The sequence below is a fragment of the Seonamhaeicola sp. MEBiC01930 genome, assembly GCF_045277075.1.
GTDB lineage: Bacteria > Bacteroidota > Bacteroidia > Flavobacteriales > Flavobacteriaceae > Seonamhaeicola.
In genome coordinates this window covers 1,593,391-1,612,955 of record NZ_CP104270.1, presented here as the reverse complement: position 1 = coordinate 1,612,955, position 19,565 = coordinate 1,593,391, and the positions used below count along the sequence as shown (strand labels likewise).

Annotated in this window: 15 protein-coding genes; 7 read left to right on the top strand and 8 right to left on the bottom strand. The window is 31.7% G+C overall.

Going from position 1 to position 19,565, the window contains the following annotated elements:
- Positions 1–11: 11 nt before the first annotated feature.
- Together N1F78_RS07095 and N1F78_RS07090 are read right to left on the bottom strand one after the other, a co-directional pair.
- Positions 12–1,424 carry an alpha/beta hydrolase gene (locus N1F78_RS07095; protein WP_406685477.1) on the bottom strand — a complete coding sequence of 471 codons (1,413 nt, stop codon included), beginning with the start codon at positions 1,422–1,424 and terminating at the stop codon, positions 12–14.
- Positions 1,425–1,478: 54 nt separating this feature from the next.
- Positions 1,479–3,017: an ankyrin repeat domain-containing protein gene (locus N1F78_RS07090; protein ID WP_406685476.1), complete on the bottom strand. Its 1,539-nt coding sequence runs from the start codon at positions 3,015–3,017 to the stop codon at positions 1,479–1,481.
- A 358-nt stretch (positions 3,018–3,375) separates the two neighbouring features.
- Here N1F78_RS07090 and N1F78_RS07085 point away from each other — a divergent pair, with 358 nt between their 5' ends.
- Complete coding sequence (locus N1F78_RS07085) at positions 3,376–4,920, top strand: YiiX/YebB-like N1pC/P60 family cysteine hydrolase (RefSeq protein WP_406685475.1); 1,545 nt, start codon at positions 3,376–3,378, stop codon at positions 4,918–4,920.
- A 7-nt stretch (positions 4,921–4,927) separates the two neighbouring features.
- Here the strand turns inward: N1F78_RS07085 and N1F78_RS07080 are convergent, their stop codons facing one another.
- Positions 4,928–5,281 carry an arsenate reductase family protein gene (locus N1F78_RS07080; RefSeq protein WP_406685474.1) on the bottom strand — a complete coding sequence of 118 codons (354 nt, stop codon included), beginning with the start codon at positions 5,279–5,281 and terminating at the stop codon, positions 4,928–4,930.
- A 73-nt stretch (positions 5,282–5,354) separates the two neighbouring features.
- On the opposite strand from N1F78_RS07080, the gene N1F78_RS07075 reads away from it, so the two are divergent.
- Complete coding sequence (locus N1F78_RS07075) at positions 5,355–5,819, top strand: DinB family protein (RefSeq protein ID WP_406685473.1); 465 nt, start codon at positions 5,355–5,357, stop codon at positions 5,817–5,819.
- Between the two features lie 15 nt (positions 5,820–5,834).
- Here the strand turns inward: N1F78_RS07075 and N1F78_RS07070 are convergent, their stop codons facing one another.
- Entirely contained in the window at positions 5,835–6,665 is an 831-nt protein-coding gene (locus tag N1F78_RS07070; protein ID WP_406685472.1) for a THC0290_0291 family protein, read from the bottom strand.
- A gap of 198 nt (positions 6,666–6,863) precedes the next feature.
- Here N1F78_RS07070 and gdhA point away from each other — a divergent pair, with 198 nt between their 5' ends.
- The 4 genes from gdhA to N1F78_RS07050 all read left to right on the top strand — a co-directional run bounded on the left by gdhA (position 6,864) and on the right by N1F78_RS07050 (position 13,813).
- Entirely contained in the window at positions 6,864–8,207 is a 1,344-nt protein-coding gene (gdhA, locus tag N1F78_RS07065) for an NADP-specific glutamate dehydrogenase (protein WP_406685471.1), read from the top strand.
- A gap of 123 nt (positions 8,208–8,330) precedes the next feature.
- Entirely contained in the window at positions 8,331–10,679 is a 2,349-nt protein-coding gene (locus tag N1F78_RS07060; protein WP_406685470.1) for a two-component regulator propeller domain-containing protein, read from the top strand.
- Complete coding sequence (recO, locus tag N1F78_RS07055; protein ID WP_406685469.1) at positions 10,679–11,398, top strand: DNA repair protein RecO; 720 nt, start codon at positions 10,679–10,681, stop codon at positions 11,396–11,398. The genes N1F78_RS07060 and recO overlap by 1 nt, the downstream gene beginning before the upstream one ends.
- A 3-nt stretch (positions 11,399–11,401) precedes the next feature.
- A complete protein-coding gene (locus N1F78_RS07050) occupies positions 11,402–13,813 on the top strand; it encodes a TonB-dependent receptor plug domain-containing protein (RefSeq protein ID WP_406685468.1) in 2,412 nt (803 codons plus the stop codon).
- Between the two features lie 53 nt (positions 13,814–13,866).
- On the opposite strand, the gene N1F78_RS07045 is transcribed toward N1F78_RS07050, so the two are convergent.
- Complete coding sequence (locus N1F78_RS07045) at positions 13,867–16,206, bottom strand: T9SS type A sorting domain-containing protein (protein WP_406685467.1); 2,340 nt, start codon at positions 16,204–16,206, stop codon at positions 13,867–13,869.
- A gap of 80 nt (positions 16,207–16,286) precedes the next feature.
- On the opposite strand from N1F78_RS07045, the gene N1F78_RS07040 reads away from it, so the two are divergent.
- Complete coding sequence (locus N1F78_RS07040) at positions 16,287–16,763, top strand: regulatory protein RecX (protein WP_406685466.1); 477 nt, start codon at positions 16,287–16,289, stop codon at positions 16,761–16,763.
- Between the two features lie 65 nt (positions 16,764–16,828).
- On the opposite strand, the gene N1F78_RS07035 is transcribed toward N1F78_RS07040, so the two are convergent.
- The 3 genes from N1F78_RS07035 to bioB form a co-directional block, all read right to left on the bottom strand.
- Complete coding sequence (locus N1F78_RS07035) at positions 16,829–17,347, bottom strand: DUF6646 family protein (protein WP_406685465.1); 519 nt, start codon at positions 17,345–17,347, stop codon at positions 16,829–16,831.
- 68 nt (positions 17,348–17,415) lie between these two features.
- A complete protein-coding gene (locus N1F78_RS07030; protein WP_406685464.1) occupies positions 17,416–18,282 on the bottom strand; it encodes a cupin-like domain-containing protein in 867 nt (288 codons plus the stop codon).
- Between the two features lie 177 nt (positions 18,283–18,459).
- Complete coding sequence (bioB, locus tag N1F78_RS07025; RefSeq protein ID WP_406685463.1) at positions 18,460–19,554, bottom strand: biotin synthase BioB; 1,095 nt, start codon at positions 19,552–19,554, stop codon at positions 18,460–18,462.
- Positions 19,555–19,565: the final 11 nt, after the last annotated feature.

Here is a 19,565-nt window from a genome sequence, read left to right as displayed (position 1 = left end):
ATTGTTAGGATTTAATGTTTAACACGCCAATAAATCTCATCTGAGAGCTTCATAAGCTTTAATCGTTCTCTATTAAAAGCGCGTTTTCCGGATTTTATAATATCGAAAATATCTGAAATAATAGTATTTGTATCTGCAAAATAAGAATGTCTTAAGAAGCTCGTATCAATACCTGAGGCATCGATGGTTTCAACTCCTTTCACAATTACCAAACTATCACCTGCATCACCCGCTCTTGGGTTGCCATGCAAAATTTTTGAGGCTTTTAGGGCTAAATCATCCGATGACACATATAAGGTAATAGGCTTTTGAACTTTAGAGGCCATTTTAGGAGCAATATCATTTTTAAAAACATCGGCGTCAATATCTGGTGCAGCCAGTATAATTTCCTTAATATTTTTTCTTAAATGAGGATTTTCAGTCATAAGCTCAACAATAGCTTTTGTAAGTCCACGGTTACCCATACTATGAGCAACTAAATAAATATCTTCTGCTTCTGATTTTGTAATGTAATCTTCTAAAAAGTTTTTAATATTATAACGTGCCCATTCAATATTGGCTTCATCCTTAGGATACTTAAACATAGAGGCCTGAGATGGCCAGCTATAAAAAACGGGTTCCCCATCAAACAATAAATCATGTGAAATTTGTGCAGTTCGTTTTGCAGCCTCACTAAACGAGGTATTATAACCATGAACAAATAAAAAAGTACTTTTTGAATTTGAATTTTTTATTCCATTTGATAATGAAATGAAGAATTTGTCTTTTTCTAGCAAATCAATATCTTGAATCATAATATGTTTTGATGGATCTTCAGAAAACTCCAATTTCCAAATTGAAGGACTTTCTATTTTTCCCAAATCATGATCTAACGGAATACTAACTTCGCAAATACCATATTTTAAATCGGATCGTTTAACTCCAAAAGCTCCATTTAAATTCTTCGTATCAACCTTATTTCTATCTGTTGCAAAATAAACTGGCAGTGTTACATATTCGCCCTTTTCTGTAGTTTCTTCACCTCGGACAACACTTTCAACATACTTTAAGCAAAATGTATAAAATTGTTCTTGATCGCCTGAATTATTTGAATAAGCAATTGTAATTTTTAAATCAACACCCGTTTTAAATGCCCTATTAGAAAGTAACCAGAATTCTAAATCAAATTGATTGAAATCTTCTATACGCTCAAATATTTTATTCTTGAAGTTTACCTCAACGTAAACCTTAACATCACTATGATCCTCTTCTATAGTTTTGGATAATTTTAATCCTTCAAAATTGCTGTTATTACTAAGGCATTCAACTGAACTAACCAACTCCGTGTTATTCCAAGAATACGCATAATCATTTTGGGCAAATCCAAAATTTACAATAGCCAGCAATAGAATAACTGCAAAAAATATAACTTGTTTTTGTTTCAAAACCTTTCAAATAAAAATTAATTCAAAACTTAACTTAGGCCTTAGGGAGGACGTTTATTTTTGTTGTTTTCTAATATTTTTTAAATATTTCTGAGCTATTTTGTTTTTATTTTTCTTAGCAATGTGCTCAGGCCTTTGGCCATTTTTGTTTTTTGCAATGGCACTCACTCCTTTTGCAACTATTTCTTTAATTAAAGACATATTGTTTTTAGCAGCTGCCAAATGCAATAGGTTGTTTCCGCTATAATCAGTTCCATTTACATTCCAACCATTATCAATCATTGTATAAACCATATTATAGTTCCCCTTTTTAAAAGCTGAAATCATTTGGGAAGAAGCTTCGTAGCTGTTTGTGTTAAAAACAATGTCTTGCTCCAATAAAAATGCTAACATTTTCTCATTATTATTACTTATTGCATATTTAATTAGAGACTCACCATAAACATCAATACTTTCATTTTTAGATTTTGAAATAAGATATTTCAAGGCTTCTAAATTATTATGTTTTGCAGCGGTAATCTCTAAACGTCCTCTTTTTTTTGTGTATTCATGGTCTAAAATCCATGAATACGCCACCCATGATTTTAGCCTATCTTTTAAGTTATTAATAATAGCATATTCAATATTTTCATAAATAGCTTGATGTAATCTTTTATGGGGAATTGCAGTTATTCTATGAGCTTGGGCTCCTGCTGTCCAATAAACACTACCAAATTCTACAGTCTTAATACAATTGCAATACTCATCATATTTATAATCACCGGTATAATCACCATTGTGCCCCTCAGTCACAGCTCCTCTAACATGAATACCTTCTAAAAACCCATAAGTACTAAAAACAGGACCTCCTGAATTTCCGGGGAAAGTATCAATACTATTTTTAAACCATTTTGGCTGAGAATCATCCACCACTTTTGCATTGTCAGCAAATTTAAGAGGCAACCCTGTAGGGCTTCCTATTGTATTAACTTTTGTTCCGTATCCTACTTTTCCAGAAGTCCTGAATCTGTATGGCGCTCTTTCAGATTTTCTATTTAGTCTTAAAACAGAATAATCATCATAATCTTTATTAACAAGTCTTGCATCTAGTACCTCCGTGACTTCATATACATTTTTGGGGTCTACTTCTATATACTTGAAGGTATTGTTATACTTAAGTTCATTGGTGTAATCAAAAATCCAGACATAATCTTTGGCATCACTTAATTCTTTAATACAATGTCCTGCAGTCACCAATATATCTGGTGCAATTAAAAATCCTGTACAACTAGCGCTTGTAGGCTGATCTAGAAATTTAATGTTTTCATCAAAATTTGAGCTTTTAAATCGATATTGTAATCGTTCCCTTAACGTATATCCATAAACTCTATTACCAACAATATCTTTTTTATTTATCATTACGGCCGTAGCTCGAACAAAATCAGCTATACCTTGAGCATCTTTAACTTCCCTTCTATCGTCTGTACCATAGACGCCTCTAGGAACTTCCACACCTGTTTCTTCAAATGGGTATTGAAATGGCGTTTCTTTTTCCTGAGACCAAATAGAAATAAAGGAGAATACAAAAAGAAGGAGAGAGAAAACTTTCTTCATAAGTAAGGGTTTTAGATTAAATAATTAATAGCATTAGAATATTAAATATAGTAAAATTTAACATAATGACTGTTTTACAATTTTACAGATATCTTAGTTCTTCTGTCATTTTTTTCAAGAACTATACCAAATTGATAAAATAAGGTTTTGCTCTAAATGCCGTAAACAAGTTAACCCTAAGTATATGGGGCAATAACCGGTATTCAAAAAAAAAGAATAACAATCTATTTAACAGTAGTTTACATAATAAAATTTATAAACACCATTCATTTTATTTCAAAATTTTATCCTAATTTCTGTAACTTAGTACAAACTAGGATAAGATAGAGATATCTTTTTCGATAAACAGTATACATTAATGAAAAATGGAATAAAAAAAATCTTTATTGGTCTTCTTATAATTATTCTAGGTTCTGCTACATATACTTATTTTAAAATATCAATTAATAAAGGACAAAGAGAGGATTCATGTTTTAATAATTTACTTATCCAATTAGAAAATGGTGTTCATCCAGATTCCATATTTGAAGAAGATTATAATAAACTTCAATTACTAGTTGAATCTAGTTTAGTAGCTAGAACCGAAATGTTAGAAGTGGCTAATCGTTTAAAAATAGACAATGATGCACCTATAAGCAGTAGAGATTTACTGATATTAAAAGAAGGCTCTGAAAGTTATTTAAAAATAAGGGAAGGGCTCTTTACCATTGCAAATGCCTATGAGTGTGCGATTGATGTAGAAGATGCTACCCTTAAAAACTATAATATTGAAGGTAACTTAAGATTAAAAGGGTTAATGCTTTCATTAGGCGCAGCTCTTACGCTTTATGATAATTATTTTCTTGGAATAGTATTATTTGAGCAAGATGGTAGACTAAGAAAGCTTGTTAACGATCCAGATATGGGTTTTGGACTTTTAGAAAACAAACTTGACGAAGTAACTTTAAATGCTAATTCAATTGAGACAAGACATAGGGTAAGGCGTGCAATAACCTTTTTTGAAGAAGCAAAAGCGTCTTTATCAAATATTCATGAAGATTCCGATTATTCATATTTAAAGTTGTTAATTGAATCTAGTCCATCTTATAATTATGTCAAGAAAATAAGAATAAAGGAAGTAGCTTCTACTAAGTTTGTTGCTTTTGAAAGAATTACTACTGAAATGATTACGGAATCTTCAGAAGACGGTTTTGATATGCTAAGTGGGTTATTTGGAAATGCTATGGGTTTATATGAATCACGAAAAGGAAAATTATACCAAGACACTCAAGCCAAAGAAAATATTATAAAACATTTAAAGCCATTAGATATTTTATTAGAAAAAACACCTTTTAGGTTAACAGATAAATTCATCCCGGGTCATTTTGGTCATGTTGCTATTTGGACAGGCACCAAAGCAGAGCTAATAGATTTAGATTTATGGGATAATCCATATGTGAAAAAGCATGCAGAGGCCGTTGGTTCGGATTCAGATTCAGAATCTAAAAATGAACACCAAATAATTGAAGCTCTCCGTTCTGGAGTTAAATTGAGTACGATTGATGAATTCATGAATGTTGATGATTTTGCAATTCTAAGACCTGTATTTAATGATGAAAACAAAGATGCCCTAACAAAGGAAGCTTTATTAATGGCTTTCAGGCAACTAGGTAAAAAGTATGATTTTAATTTTGATGTAAATACTACCGATAAAATTGTTTGCTCTGAATTGGCATATGTTTCCTTTCCTAGTATTGATTGGCCAACGGAAAAAACTTTAGGAAGACATAATATTAGTCCAGATAATGTAGCAAAATTAGCTTGGAATAAAGTACCTTTAGAATTAGTTCTATTCTATCACGATGGTAAATTAATTGAAAAAGAAATACAACTAGAAAAGATGATTGAATTGATGAAAAAGTAAACTTTGATTATTTGTTAATTGCGTTTTTAACCGCCTCAACATTCTTTTTAGAGTTTCCTATAAAAATTTCATTATCAATAATAAAAACAGGTCTACTTAAAAAAGTATAATGCTCTAGAATATACCTCTTATAATCACGTTCCTCCAAAATCTGGTCTTTCAACCCCATTTCCTTATATAGCTTTGACCTTTTACTAAAAAGAACTTCAAAGCTTCCTGCAAGCTCTTTCATTTTATCAAGTTGTTTAACTGTAATGGCATTACTTTTTATGTCTTGCAAAACAAATTCAGAAGAAAGATTTAACTCCTTTAAAATTCTTATACAGGTACTACAGGTTTTTAGGTAATAAACTTTTTTCATTCAAATCTTAATATTTAAACAAAAATAAAAGCAATTATATGATTTAAAACTATATTTGACCAAAAATTTATCGATGCATTTTTCATTAAACGTACTACCTAATACAAGAAAATCTTTTGAGAAAATTATAGATAATACTTCTTTAGAAGATTTAAATAAAATCCCTGAAGGCTTCAATAACAATATTATATGGAATATTGGACACATTGTAGTCACTGAACAACTTTTAGGAAATAAATTATCTGGTAATTCTACTATTGTTAGTAATGATTTAATAGAAAAATATAGAAAAGGAACTAAACCTGAGGCATTTGTTTCTCAAGAAGAAGTAGATAAAATTAAAGTCCTTTTATTGTCAACTATTGATAATACAACTGAAAACTATAAAAACGGATTATATAAAAATTATCAGGAATACACTGTATCAACAACAGGGAATACCTTAACAAACATTGATGAAGCGTTACAATTCATTTTATTTCATGAAGGTATACATCTAGGTATTATTATGTCTTTGTTAAAAGAAGTAAAAAAATAAATACTAGTTAGTTGGTTAATCTAGGTAATAAATATACCCAACATTTAACCAAACAAGCCAATCATCATACTTGTTGTATTCCAATTGGTGGTTTAAGCCATCAACCCAGTCGCTAAAATAATACTGCCACCTAAAATCTAGCATAACATCAGCTAATCGGCCTACTTTATACCTAAAACCAGCACTTGCAACCATAGACCAAGTATTTCCAGGAGTAGAATCTACTGAACCCGCTTCCCAAAATGAATAAAAATTACTGGCATCTGTTATATCACCTATAGCCGTCGGGTCAGGGTTTATATAATCTGTCCTAACCTCAGGAGAAAATGAGGTATAATGAACTCCCAAACTTACAAAAGGTGCAATTTTATAACCGAAAGATTGAAAAGACCTTATACTTAACGGATAAAATTCCAATTGAGTTCCAATATCTAAGTTCTTAGCTATAGCAGTATGCCCTCTTAATTGATTTGCTTCAGGCGTGTTTCTTAGTTCAACAGAACCATCGGGATTCGTTCTATTCCCAACCCATTCTCCTAAATGTTCTAAATTTGTCCTATTCCATGACAACTCATTACGTAACTTAAAATGATCGTTAAAATATGTATCGGCAGTATAGCAATTACAATCCGCCCGATATGAGAAGTTAAGGTAATGTACAAGACCAATCCCAAAACCTGTATTTCCAAAATTTGTTTCAGAATCATCTCTACTTCCAAAATCAGACCTAAATTGTAGTGGACCCGTTATAACGCCTATTTCATGGGAAAATCCTAACTGAGCACTTGCAGTTTGAAAAATAAAAAGCAAGCAAAAAGCAGAAGCTAAATGTTTCAAGTTAAGCATAATACGGTTTCGTTTTTTGAGGCATTATCATAAACAAATATATAAAAACTCATTTAACATTCAAATCTTTACAATTTTAACGAATAAATTAAAAAATACTTATTGCGAATTATAAAAAAAAATACATATATTTTTATAGATAATGTATATTTGCTCCAATAATCTACGTTTTTTTCAATATTAACACAATTTTATCGTATGAAAAGTATTATAAATGAATTCCTTAACCTTGTGAAGGAAAGAAATGGTAACGAACCTGAATTCTTACAAGCGGTTGAAGAGGTAGCTGAAACTGTAATTCCATATATTGTTAAACATGATATTTACTATGGCAAAAATATTCTTCTTCGAATGGTTGAACCCGAACGAGTTGTAACATTTAGAGTTTGTTGGGTTGATGATTCAGGAGAAATAAGAGTAAATAGAGGGTATAGAATTCAAATGAATTCTGCTATTGGTCCATATAAAGGTGGATTGCGTTTTCACCCAACAGTAAATTTAAGTATTCTTAAATTTTTAGCCTTTGAACAGGTTTTTAAAAACAGCTTAACCACATTACCAATGGGTGGTGGCAAAGGTGGAAGTGATTTTAATCCAAAAGGGAAGAGTGACAACGAAATTATGAGGTTCTGTCATGCCTTTATGAGCGAATTATTTAGACATATTGGACATAATACAGATGTTCCCGCTGGAGATATTGGAGTTGGTGCTAGGGAAATAGGGTTCCTTTTTGGTATGTACAAAAAAATAAGTAACGGTTTTACTGGTGTATTAACCGGCAAAGGCATGTCTTGGGGAGGCTCTCTTATTAGACCTGAAGCAACTGGATACGGTACAGTATATTTTGCAGAAAGTATGCTCAACACTAAAAACGACAGTGTTAATGGTAAAAAAGTTGTTATATCAGGCTCTGGAAATGTTGCTCAATATGCTGCAGAAAAAGTCATTCAATTGGGCGGAAAGGTTTTAACATTATCTGATTCTTCTGGATACATTTATGATGAAGATGGCATAGATTCTGAAAAAATAAAGTTTATAATGCATTTAAAAAATGTTAACCGCGGAAGAATTCATGAGTATATCAATGAATATCCTAAAGCAAAATTTGTAGAAGGGAAAACACCATGGGAAGTTTCATGTGATATTGCTTTACCATGCGCTACTCAAAATGAATTAAATGAAAATGACGCTAATACACTTTTACAAAACGGTTGCACATGTGTTAGTGAAGGAGCTAATATGCCCTCGACCAAAGGAGCTATTGATGCATTTCACAAAGCTAAAATAATGTTTGCTCCAGGTAAAGCTTCTAATGCTGGTGGTGTTGCAACCTCTGGTTTAGAAATGACACAAAATTCTTTAAGATTCAACTGGACAAGAGAAGAGGTTGATTTAAAACTAAAAGAAATAATGGAAAATATTCATGACTCTTGTATAAAATATGGTAGAGAAGAAGATGGCTATATAGACTATGTAAAAGGTGCTAACATTGCAGGGTTTGTTAAAGTTGCTGATGCCATGTTAGCTCAGGGAATTGTATAGCAATATTAATACTTAAACTATTCTAGCTTCTCTTAAAAAGAGAAGCTTTTTTTTATTGAAAAAATATTATTTTAAAATAAAATTCGTTAGTTATAGATATATTTGGACTTTAGAAAAATCCTCATGCATAAGAATTTAATCGTTTTAATAGGTTGTATATTTTCCCTATTCTCATTTTCTCAAGATTTTTCAACTTCATGGCAAGGCCATTTTTCTTATTTTGACATTAAAGAAGTAATACAGGGTGGTAATAAATTTTATGCCGCTTCCGAAAATGCGCTATTTAGCTATAACCTAAATTCAAATGAAATTGAAGAGTTTGATACAGTTAAGGGTTTATCCGGTGAATCAATTTCTACAATTTACTATAGTGAAGATTATGAGCTTCTAGTTATTGGTTATGAAAACGGTTTAATTGAAATTACCTTTGATAACGGTGATAATGTTCTTTCAGTTGTTGACATAATAGAAAAACCTACAATAACAGCAACCAATAAAAGAATTAATCATTTTAACCCGTATCAAAACCTTATTTACATCTCTACAAATTACGGAATATCTGTTTTTGATCTGGAGAAGCTTGAATTTGGAGACACTTATTTTATAGGAGATGGAGGTAATCAAATTAATGTCAATCAAACAAGCGTTTTTGGCGATTTTATTTATGCAGCATGTTCCAATGGAAATGGAATAAAAAGCGCTCAAGTATCAAATCCAAATTTAATTGACTTCCAAAATTGGCAAACCTTGTTTACTGGCACTTATTCATTAATTAAAGCTCACAATGATAAGCATTATGCTATAAACTCCAACAACAGAATTTATGATATCACTAATAACACTTTAGTAGAGTTATTTACCTATTCAGAGACCCCGTTAGATATAAAAGGCTATGAACAAAATATTGTAGTTACAACCAAAAATAATGTTTTTGTTTATGATGAAAATTTTGGGTTAGATTTTCAAGTAGGAATTGAATTTGATTTTGAGACAGAATACAATTCAGCAATCATCAATGAAACTGATTTATACATTGGGACAAAAGATTTTGGTGTTTTAAAAACGGATAGGGATAATTCCTCCTTATTTGAAGAAATACATCCTGATGGTCCATTGATGAATGTCCCTTTTTCAATTGAAGCAGAATCTAACGGAGTATGGGTTACATTTGGTGAATATGATGAATTCTATAATCCCTACCCAATAAATAGTAGAGGCATAAGTCATTTAAAAGAAGATGAATGGATAAATACACCATATAGTGAAGTTTTAAACGCGAACTGTTTAAATGCTATTTCAGTGAATCCATCTAATACTAGCCAAGTATTTATAAGCTCTTTCTTCAATGGATTATTAGAGATAAATGATGAAATTCCAACCATACTTTATAACGAACAAAATAGTGGATTAGAATCTCTTATTGATCCAAATGACCCAAATTATATTGATGTTAGAGTTGGTGAGTCCGCTTTTGATAATAATGGTGTTTTATGGGTAACCTCCGGATTAATTGAAAATCAATTAAAATCCCTTAATCCATCTAGTAATCGATGGAGTTCTTATTCTCTTAATGCTGTAATCCCTGAAGCTTTTGACAACAATGGTTTTGCTGATATTACTATTGATAATAATCAAACTAAATGGGTGGCTGCAGGATTTAGTTATGGTTTTATAGGGTTTAATGAAAGTGGTGGAAATATACGTGTTAAAGGTGTTTATAAAGATGATCAAAATATGCCATCAACCACAGTATCAGCCTTAGCAATAGATAAGCGTAATCAATTATGGATAGGAACCTATAGAGGGTTAAGAGTTCTTTATAATACTAGTGGCTTTTTTGAAGAAGATAATGTCCAAGTAAATGAAATAATCATTGAAGAAGATGGAATAGCAAAAGAACTGCTATTTCAACAACTTATAACAGATATTAAAGTTGATGGGTCTAACAATAAATGGATTGGAACTGCTGATTCTGGATTGTTCTACTTTTCTTCTGATGGACAAAACACTATTTATCATTTTACTGAAGATAATTCTCCCTTACCTTCAAATACTATTAATGATATTTCTCTTGATAACAACAACGGAAGAGTTTACATAGCTACTAGTAGGGGTTTAGTCTCTTTTCTTTCTGGTGCATCAAGAACATTTGAAGATTTAACTAATGCTTATGCTTATCCTAATCCTGTAAGACCTGGTTTTAATATTATAACTGAAAAAATTAAAATAAAAGACATTTCAGATAATGTAAATATTAAGATTACTGATATTGAAGGAAATTTAGTTGCCGAAGCTCAATCTAATATAAATAATAGACATAACGGTTATAATCTAGAAATTGATGGTGGTACTGCTTATTGGAATGGTAAAAATTTAGGTAATAATATAGTAGCCTCTGGAGTTTACTTAGTTATGCTTTCAGATTTAGATAGCTTTGAAACTAAAGTATTAAAACTAATGGTTATTAGATAATGTTAATCACAACCAAAGCCATTGTTCTCTCCAAATTAAAATTCAAAGATTATGATCTAATTGTTAAATGTTATACAGAACAATTAGGGGTTGTAAGTTTTATTTTAAAAGGTGTTTTAAAAAGCAAAAAGGGTCATGCTAAAGTTGCTTATTTTCAGGCCCTATCGCAGTTACAACTTATACTACAGTATAAAGAAATCAGGTCTTTACAAACTTTAAAAGAAACCAAACTTACCTCGGTTTATAGTAGTTTACATACCAATGTTAAAAAAAGTGCCATTGCCATGTTTATTGCTGAAGTTCTTTCAAATACTTTAAAAGAAGAAGAGCAAAACAAAACCTTATACAGCTATATTGAAACAACACTACTTTGGCTAGATGTACAGTCTAAATATTCTAACTTCCATCTTTTGTTTTTAATAAATCTAACCAAATATTTAGGGTTTTACCCCGATACAACCAGTAATAATAAAACCTTTTTTAATTTAAAAGAAGGACGATTTGAAGACAAAAAAAATTCTGATTACAATATTTCTGAAGAAAATTTAATTCTACTTAAACAGCTATTAGGCATAACATTTGATGATTTATCTTCAGTTAAAATTAATTCAAGTCAAAGACAATCATTTTTAAATATGATTTTGCTATATTTTGAATTACATTTGGGTAGTTTTAACCGACCAAAGTCACTGCAAATATTTAATCAAGTTTTTAATTAAAGTATGAAGTTCTTTTATGTTTTTTTCTTCTTTTTATTAGCTTTTTTAAATACTCAAGCTCAAAATATTAAGGTTTTAAATAGTGTAACAAAAGAACCAATTATTAATGTTGCTGTATATAACCTAGATAAATCTAAAAGTATCGTAACAAACTTTAGGGGTGAAGCAGACATAAGTAAGTTTTCCAACTCAGAAACAATTTATTTTAAACACCTTGCTCATATACTAAAAAAAATTACAAAAAAAGAATTAGGTGATTCTAAGATAATATATCTAGAATCAAATACTCAAGGGTTAAATGAAATTGTAATTTCTGCTTCAAAATTTCAACAAAGCAGAAAGGATATTCCTCAAAAAATAATTAGTCTTAATAAGCAAAGTATGCTTTTTTCTAACCCTCAAACTAGCGCAGATTTGTTAGAAACCTCGGGCTACGTTTACATTCAAAAAAGTCAACTGGGAGGAGGAAGCCCAATGATCAGAGGGTTTTCAACCAATAGGTTATTAATTACAGTAGATGGAGTTAGAATGAATAATGCCATATTTAGAGGTGGTAACTTACATAATGTAATTGCCATTGACCCTTTTTCAGTTCATAACACAGAGGTTACCTTAGGTGCAGGTTCCGTAATTTATGGTAGCGATGCTATTGGTGGTGTAATGAGTTTTTATACTGAAAAACCTAAATTATCTAATATAGATTCTTTATTGTTTAGGTCAAATTTGATTTTGCGTTACTCTACAGCCAATGATGAGAAAACTAGTCATTTTGATTTTAATCTTGGATATAAAAAATGGGGATTAGCAACTCATGCCAGTTATACCGAATTTGGTGATTTAACAATGGGTAAGCACGGACCAAACGATTATTTAAGGCCAGAATTTGTCATTACCACTGATTCTGGTGATGAAATTATTCAAAACAACAACCCGCTGGTTCAAAAATATTCAGGTTATAATCAACTTAACCTCATGCAAAAAATTAGATACGAACCTTATAAAAACTTAAACTTTGATTTAGGCTTATATTATACTACAACATCAGATATTCCAAGATATGACCGCTTAATAAGATACAATGATGATACGCTTCGTTCTGCTGAATGGTATTATGGACCTCAACAATGGTTTATGTCTAATTTACAAGTCACTAAATTAAGTAGTAGTTCTAATTTATATGATAAAATTAAAACCACTGTAGCATATCAAAATTTTAAAGAAAGTAGAGTTCATAGAAACTATCAAGCCGTTACAAGAAATATCAGAGAAGAATCTGTTAATGCATATTCTTTTAATTTAGATTTAGAAAAAAGATTTAGCCCAAGAACTCAATTCTTTTATGGCCTAGAATATGTGTACAACAAGGTCATGTCTTCTGGAAAAGAAGACAATATTACCACAAATGAATTATCTCCTACAATGTCAAGATACCCTAATGGCGCTAGCTGGCAATCTGCTGCCATATACTCTAGTATTAAATATAAACCAAACCCAAAATTTGTCTTTCAATCTGGACTTAGGTTTAATTACGTTGAATCTAAAGCCAATTTTGAAGAGAACAATGTATATTTAAACCTACCCTTTGATAGATCAACAAACAATGGCAGTGCGTTTACTGGAACTGGCGGAGTTAGCTGGTCTCCAAATAAAATACTACAATGGAAATTAAATTTATCATCTGCTTTTAGAGCTCCTAATATTGATGATATAGGAAAAGTTTTTGACTCTGAACCAGGAAGTGTTGTTGTACCTAATCATAACTTAAAACCAGAATATGCTTACGGTGGGGAGTTAGCGCTAAAATTAAACTTACACAACACGTTCATTTTAGATATGAGTTCTTACTATACTTATTTAAACAATGCATTGGTTAGAAGAGACTATATTTTGAATGGTGATAGTGAAATAATGTATGACGGAGAATTAAGTGCTGTACAGGCAATTCAAAATGCTTCAAAGGCATGGATTTATGGTTTTGAAATTGGTCTTAAAATGAATTTAGTTAACAATCTGTTTTTAACTTCACAATATAGTGTTATTGGTGGCACGGAAGAAGAAGGTGATATAGAAGTTCCTATAAGGCATGTGGCTCCTAGCTTTGGTAATGCTCATTTAATTTGGACGAGCAAAGATTTAAAAATAGATGCATTTTTAAATTATAATGACGCCTTAGCCAATAATGAATTAGCACCTTCTGAAGCCGAAAAAAACTATATATACGCCTTAGACTCCAACGGCAATCCGTATAGCCCATCTTGGTATACGCTTAATTTTAGAACTCAATATCAATTAAACAAAGAAACCAAGATAACCGCTACTTTAGAAAATATTACTAATCAACGTTATAAAACGTATTCATCGGGTATTGCGGCTCCTGGAAGAAACTTTATAATAGCTTTAAAATATAGTTTATAAAAAAAACCTTTAATTAGAATAGGTGGCTTTTATCTCATATATAATTTAGTTTATTACTTCTTTACTACTTTTCTACTAATCATTAATCCGTTAGATAATTCTACTTTAGCAATAAATACCGAGTTATTTAATTTTGAAAGCGTGAAAGTTTCAGAGTTTGAATCTGTTTTAAAGTTGTAAACAGCTCTACCTAAAATGTCATAAACATTAATTGACTTAATCTTTAAGTTATTTGTAGTTACAAACCTAACATTATCATTTTCAAGCTCAATAATTCTTAAAGTATTATCATTTTCTAATACATTATAAGTTGATAATGCATTTTCGCTATATGCAATAACAAAACGGTCATTAAACTCACCTACTTCAGAAGTAAAAGTATAATCCCCAGCTGCTAAATCATGTATTTTATTTAAGAGATTATCTTTTATATAAATAGGTTTAGTTGTTAAAAAGTCTCCTTGCACATTTGCTAAAGACATATTGTATAAAGTAGCTACATCAATATTAGTTTTAAACCCTAAACTTATGGTTTCATTTTCATCTAGGCTATTAGGGTCTTTACCTTGAATTATAAACTTTTTTTCAAATCCGTCAATTATTGTAAATAAAGCTGCATAGGTTGTTGGAGTAACAATTTTTTTAGCGTCATAATAGGCTCCATCATAGCTATCTGAAGCCCCATCAACATAACCAATCAAAATTTGGTTAAACACACCATTATCAGAAGTTAAATTAACCCAGAGCTTATTTGCGTCACCAGAGCCTTTCTTTGTTACTGAATTTTTGAAAAATTGACTATTATCAGGCGATAAACCTATACTTCGCATTGAATTATTAAATTCCACTGTACCAGAGCTTCCAACATGATCATCTGAAAACGAAAAGAAAAATCCTTGGCCTGAAGGAATAAACCCATTAGGGGTTAAACTATCACCTCCTTGTGTCCCTCCAACACCATTATGCACTGCGTAATCTGTGGTATCAAAGTTCAAAGCAGCTGCACCATTTGCTGTAGACAAATAGTCTGTATTTTGAGACCAAAAATAAATTGACCCATCTAGCACACCACCTGGATTTGTAGAGGCATCATATCTATTCTCAACCATAAAGGCATCTATTTCGATAGCTGATGGATATGGATTCCCAATAAAATTCCAATTAGAATCCGCGGTAGTGTTATCATTTCTGTTAACAGGAACAGTAATAACTCCGTTATTAAAAACTCCACCTTTAAAAGTATATCTATAATTAGCTCCTGGAATAACATATGCTATTTCAGAATGGGTTGCTGCATAACCTACTCCTGGTTCCATTTTAGTACTACCACTTACCCATTGCCAAGCATCCCCATTATCATCAACATCATCCTGTCCAGGAAGAAATGTATTATTATTAGCAGTTTCTGCAACTTCATCGTTAAATAAAGCACCATTGAATGTAAAACGTCTGTCCCAATCCGAATCAGATAAGGCATCCTCAACCGTTGCGTCTGAGACAGGAGAACTCCAAAACGTATATTCGTACCAATTATTTAAAGGTGCCGTTAGCTTATCTACCTCAATTGTTCCGTTATTTGTAACTGTACCTGAATCATTATTTTGGATAAATGCTCCCTCTGGTTGAATGCTAATTGTTCCATCTACAACTAAATCATTTTCCACCACTACATAATAGCCATCATCAACAGTTAAGCTGCCTCCCGAATTAATTATTAAACTACAGGCAGAAAAACTACCATCTGTAACATCTGTGGTATACGCACCATCAATTACAGCAACAGCCGTTAAATCAGGATTACCATTGTCCCATGTAGTACCATCCCATTTAGTAATTAAAGCACATGATGGAGAAGAAACAACCCCATTAAAAGTAAAATCATTAATACTAAATGTTCCAGAAGCTGAAGAAGCTCCCCATCCATAAAATCTAAAAGTTATAGAACCTGTAACATCCTGATATGCCGCTGCAGATAAATCAATAGTGGTTCCCAAAACTGTTGGAGTGCCAATATCTGTTAAATAACCATCTAAACTACTTCTAAAAGAAAAATTAACTGGTCCTGTTGTAGAGGCTTGACCTGTGTAAACAAAACTTACAAAATCAATTTCAAAACCTGGATATGGTGTCAACACAAACTCAAAATAGTCTGAAGTATCTAAACTAGGTTCATCCCACCTCCCTGCACTATATCGATTAACAGCGTTTCTACCTATAAGCCCAGGTCCTCGAATTATACCTGAAACAGTTATATAATCATTAACCGTTTGTCCAGTAATATATGGAGATATTTGCCCAGGGTTTGTTCCCGTAATAGGATTGTCAAATATACTCTGCCCATACCCCAAATTGAAGGCTATAAGCAGCAATATAATAGAAGTAATTTTTTTCATTGTTAAGTAGTTTTATTTTATAGTATTGGGTTTAAAATTAAAATCTTTGATTTTGCAATTATTCCGCTATTTTTGAACACATGCAGCAATCAAAAAAAACATATACTGTACAAGAAGCTACTAGCAAACTAGAGCATTATTGTGCGTATCAAGAACGATGTCATCAAGAAGTTAGAAAAAAATTACAGGGCATGCATATGATACCTGAAGCTATAGATGTAATTACAGTACACCTTATAGAACATAACTTTCTTAATGAAGAACGTTTTGCCAAAACATACGTACGTGGTAAATTCAGAATAAAGAAATGGGGGCGACGTCGGTTAACTCAAGAACTTAAGAATAAAGACATTAGCAAAGTTAATATAAATAAGGCGCTTTCAGAAATAGAAGAAACGGATTACATCGAGGTTTTCAATGATTTAGCCGAAAAAAAAGCTAATTCTATTAAAGAGACCAACAAATTTAAGAAACAGAAAAAATTAATTGATTATCTGTTGTATAGAGGCTGGGAATCTCATTTAGTGTACGAAAAGGCCAGAAATCTTTTCCATTAAAACGATAAACAAATTGATAAAACTTAATTCCTCATCCAATTTTATAAATATTTCATTACCCTTGTTTACAAATTAAAACTTGCTCCAAAATTAAGCGTAAATTGGTTATTCAGCATTTCTGCAGGTGTTAATGTCCCCGTCTTATATTTTGAAAATGGTGTGTTAAATTCAGCATATAAACCAAAACCTTCGGTGAAAAAATAACGGACACCTAAATGACCTCCAAAATTTTTTAAACCCAGACTTAAACCAGGGTATACATCAAAATTATAACCAACATTTATCACATTGCCTAAATTTGCATTAAAACGTGCCCTTATATCAAAACGGTCTGTGATGTCTGCATTAAAATCATCATTTCCATCATTATTTAGAAGGGCTGAATTAACACTCAAAAGGTATGTAGAACTTAAGCCAAAAGAAATATTATCGCCTGCACCATAATCATAACTTACATTAATTCCTGTAGCGTTTTCTTGAGCATTAAAACCAACTTGAAACTTTCTATCATATTTGCCCTTATAAGCCTGTGCATTAACAAAATAAATACTAAGTATTGCCAAGCCTAAAATTATTTTTTTCATTTTTAAATTATTTTTTCGATTTGAGATTTTTAGCTTCAAAGCTATCTATGTTACTAACAAACGGTCTTTTAGGTATTAAAATGTTTATGTGTTTTAACTATGGCTTGTTCGTTTTTCCAATCAATCCATTGTTGTCCTTTAATTCTTCTCATAATATTGTCAAAATGACGCATTACAAGTATATTATAAATGGCCTTTCTTAAATTTTTAGGGTTTCTTGCGATAGCTCGTAAACTCATAGAAAACCCAGGCGTGATATATCTCATATAATGCCAATAACCTTCTGGCATATACAAAACTTCTCCATGATTAAGTTCTGTAACATACCCTTTTGCCTTTTTAAGTACCGGCCATTTTTCAAAATCAGGGCTTTTAAAATTTATGTCTTCTCTAGTAATTAATGAGTGTGGAATTTTATATAAGTAAGGTGTTTGCTCTTGGTTAAACAAGATACATTGCTTTTTGCCTTCAAAATGAAAATGAAATATATTGGCTAAATCAATATCATAGTGCATAAACGTATGTGAATCTTCCCCGCCAAAAAATAACATAGGAATACCTTTCATTAATCGTAAACCAAAATCTGGGAATTTGAAATCTTTTTGTAATTGCGGAATTTCTTTCAAAATATTCCATAAAAAAATGCGGTATTTAGTTGGCTCTCGTTTTAGCAAATCTATATAGTCTGCCATTTTCATTTTGGCATGTGGTTCATTAAAACCATCTTTATAATCTACCGGTCTATCGTCATAAAGAGGCACCGTAATATCCCCTGCAACATCTTTAATGTAGTCTAAGTTCCATTTACTATATGCCGGCCAATCATCAATAAACCGCTCAATAACCACAGGCTTTTGAGGCTTAAAATAATGCTTAATAAAATTCGTTTTGGTAATGGTTTTTACTCTAGGAATGTCTTGTAATTTAAGTTTCAAAGGCACTAAATTTTGATGAGTAAAGTTAAAAAAACGTTACCAAATAAAAATTATTGTGATATGGGCGTTACCCTCCTAAAGATAGGTTGGGCTTTATTTATGCGTTTTATATTTTCTTCTAAGAATTCATGAGCATAATATTTCTCTGAAATCCTTAAAGAAAAAAAGCAAGCTAAATTACTTTAACGCTTTGGCTTTTTCTTTAGCAGCTTCATTTCGCTCTATAGTATGCTCTGGTCTACTCCATTTAGGTTTTTCACCCAAACTTTCATATTCAGAATCTTTAGCTTCAACAGTTTGCGGTTGTACCTTTTTAGTAAATGGCTTTTGCGGTTCTAACCCTAATAAAGCAAACATTTCCATGTCTTCATTAACATCAGGATTAGGTGTTGTTAACAATTTATCTCCAGCAAAAATAGAATTAGCCCCTGCAAAGAAACACATAGCTTGACCTTCTCTAGTCATTTGAGTTCTTCCTGCACTTAAACGCACTTGGGTATCAGGCATTACAATTCTTGTGGTAGCTACCATACGTACCATATCCCAAATTGAAACCGGTTTTTGGTCCTCCAACGGAGTACCTTCAACAGCTACTAAAGCATTAATAGGTGTTGATTCTGGTTGCGGATTTAGGGTAGATAATGCTACAAGCATACCTGCTCTATCTTCTATATTTTCACCCATACCAATAATACCGCCACTACATACCGTAACATTAGTTTTTCTAACGTTATCTATTGTATCAAGTCTGTCTTGGTAACCTCTAGTTGAAATAACCTCTTTATAATATTCTTCTGATGAATCTAAATTATGATTATAGGCATATAACCCCGCTTCCGCTAGTCGTTGAGCTTGGTTTTCAGTAAGCATACCTAAAGTACAGCACACTTCCATATCAAGTTTATTTATGGTACGAACCATCTCTAAAACTTGATCAAACTCCTCACCATCCTTTACATTTCTCCACGCAGCCCCCATACACACTCTAGAGCTACCTCCAGACTTTGCACGAAGTGCTTGAGCTTTTACCTGAGTGACACTCATTAAATCATTCCCTTCAATATCGGTATGATAACGAGCTGCCTGTGGGCAATACCCACAGTCTTCAGAGCATCCACCTGTTTTAACAGACAATAATGTACTAACCTGAACCACATTGGGATCATGATTTTTTCTATGAACTGTCGCAGCTTCGTACAACAATTCCATAAAAGGCTTATTGTATATTTCTAAAATTTCTTCTTTAGTCCAATTGTGTCTAGTTATACTCATAATTAGGTCAG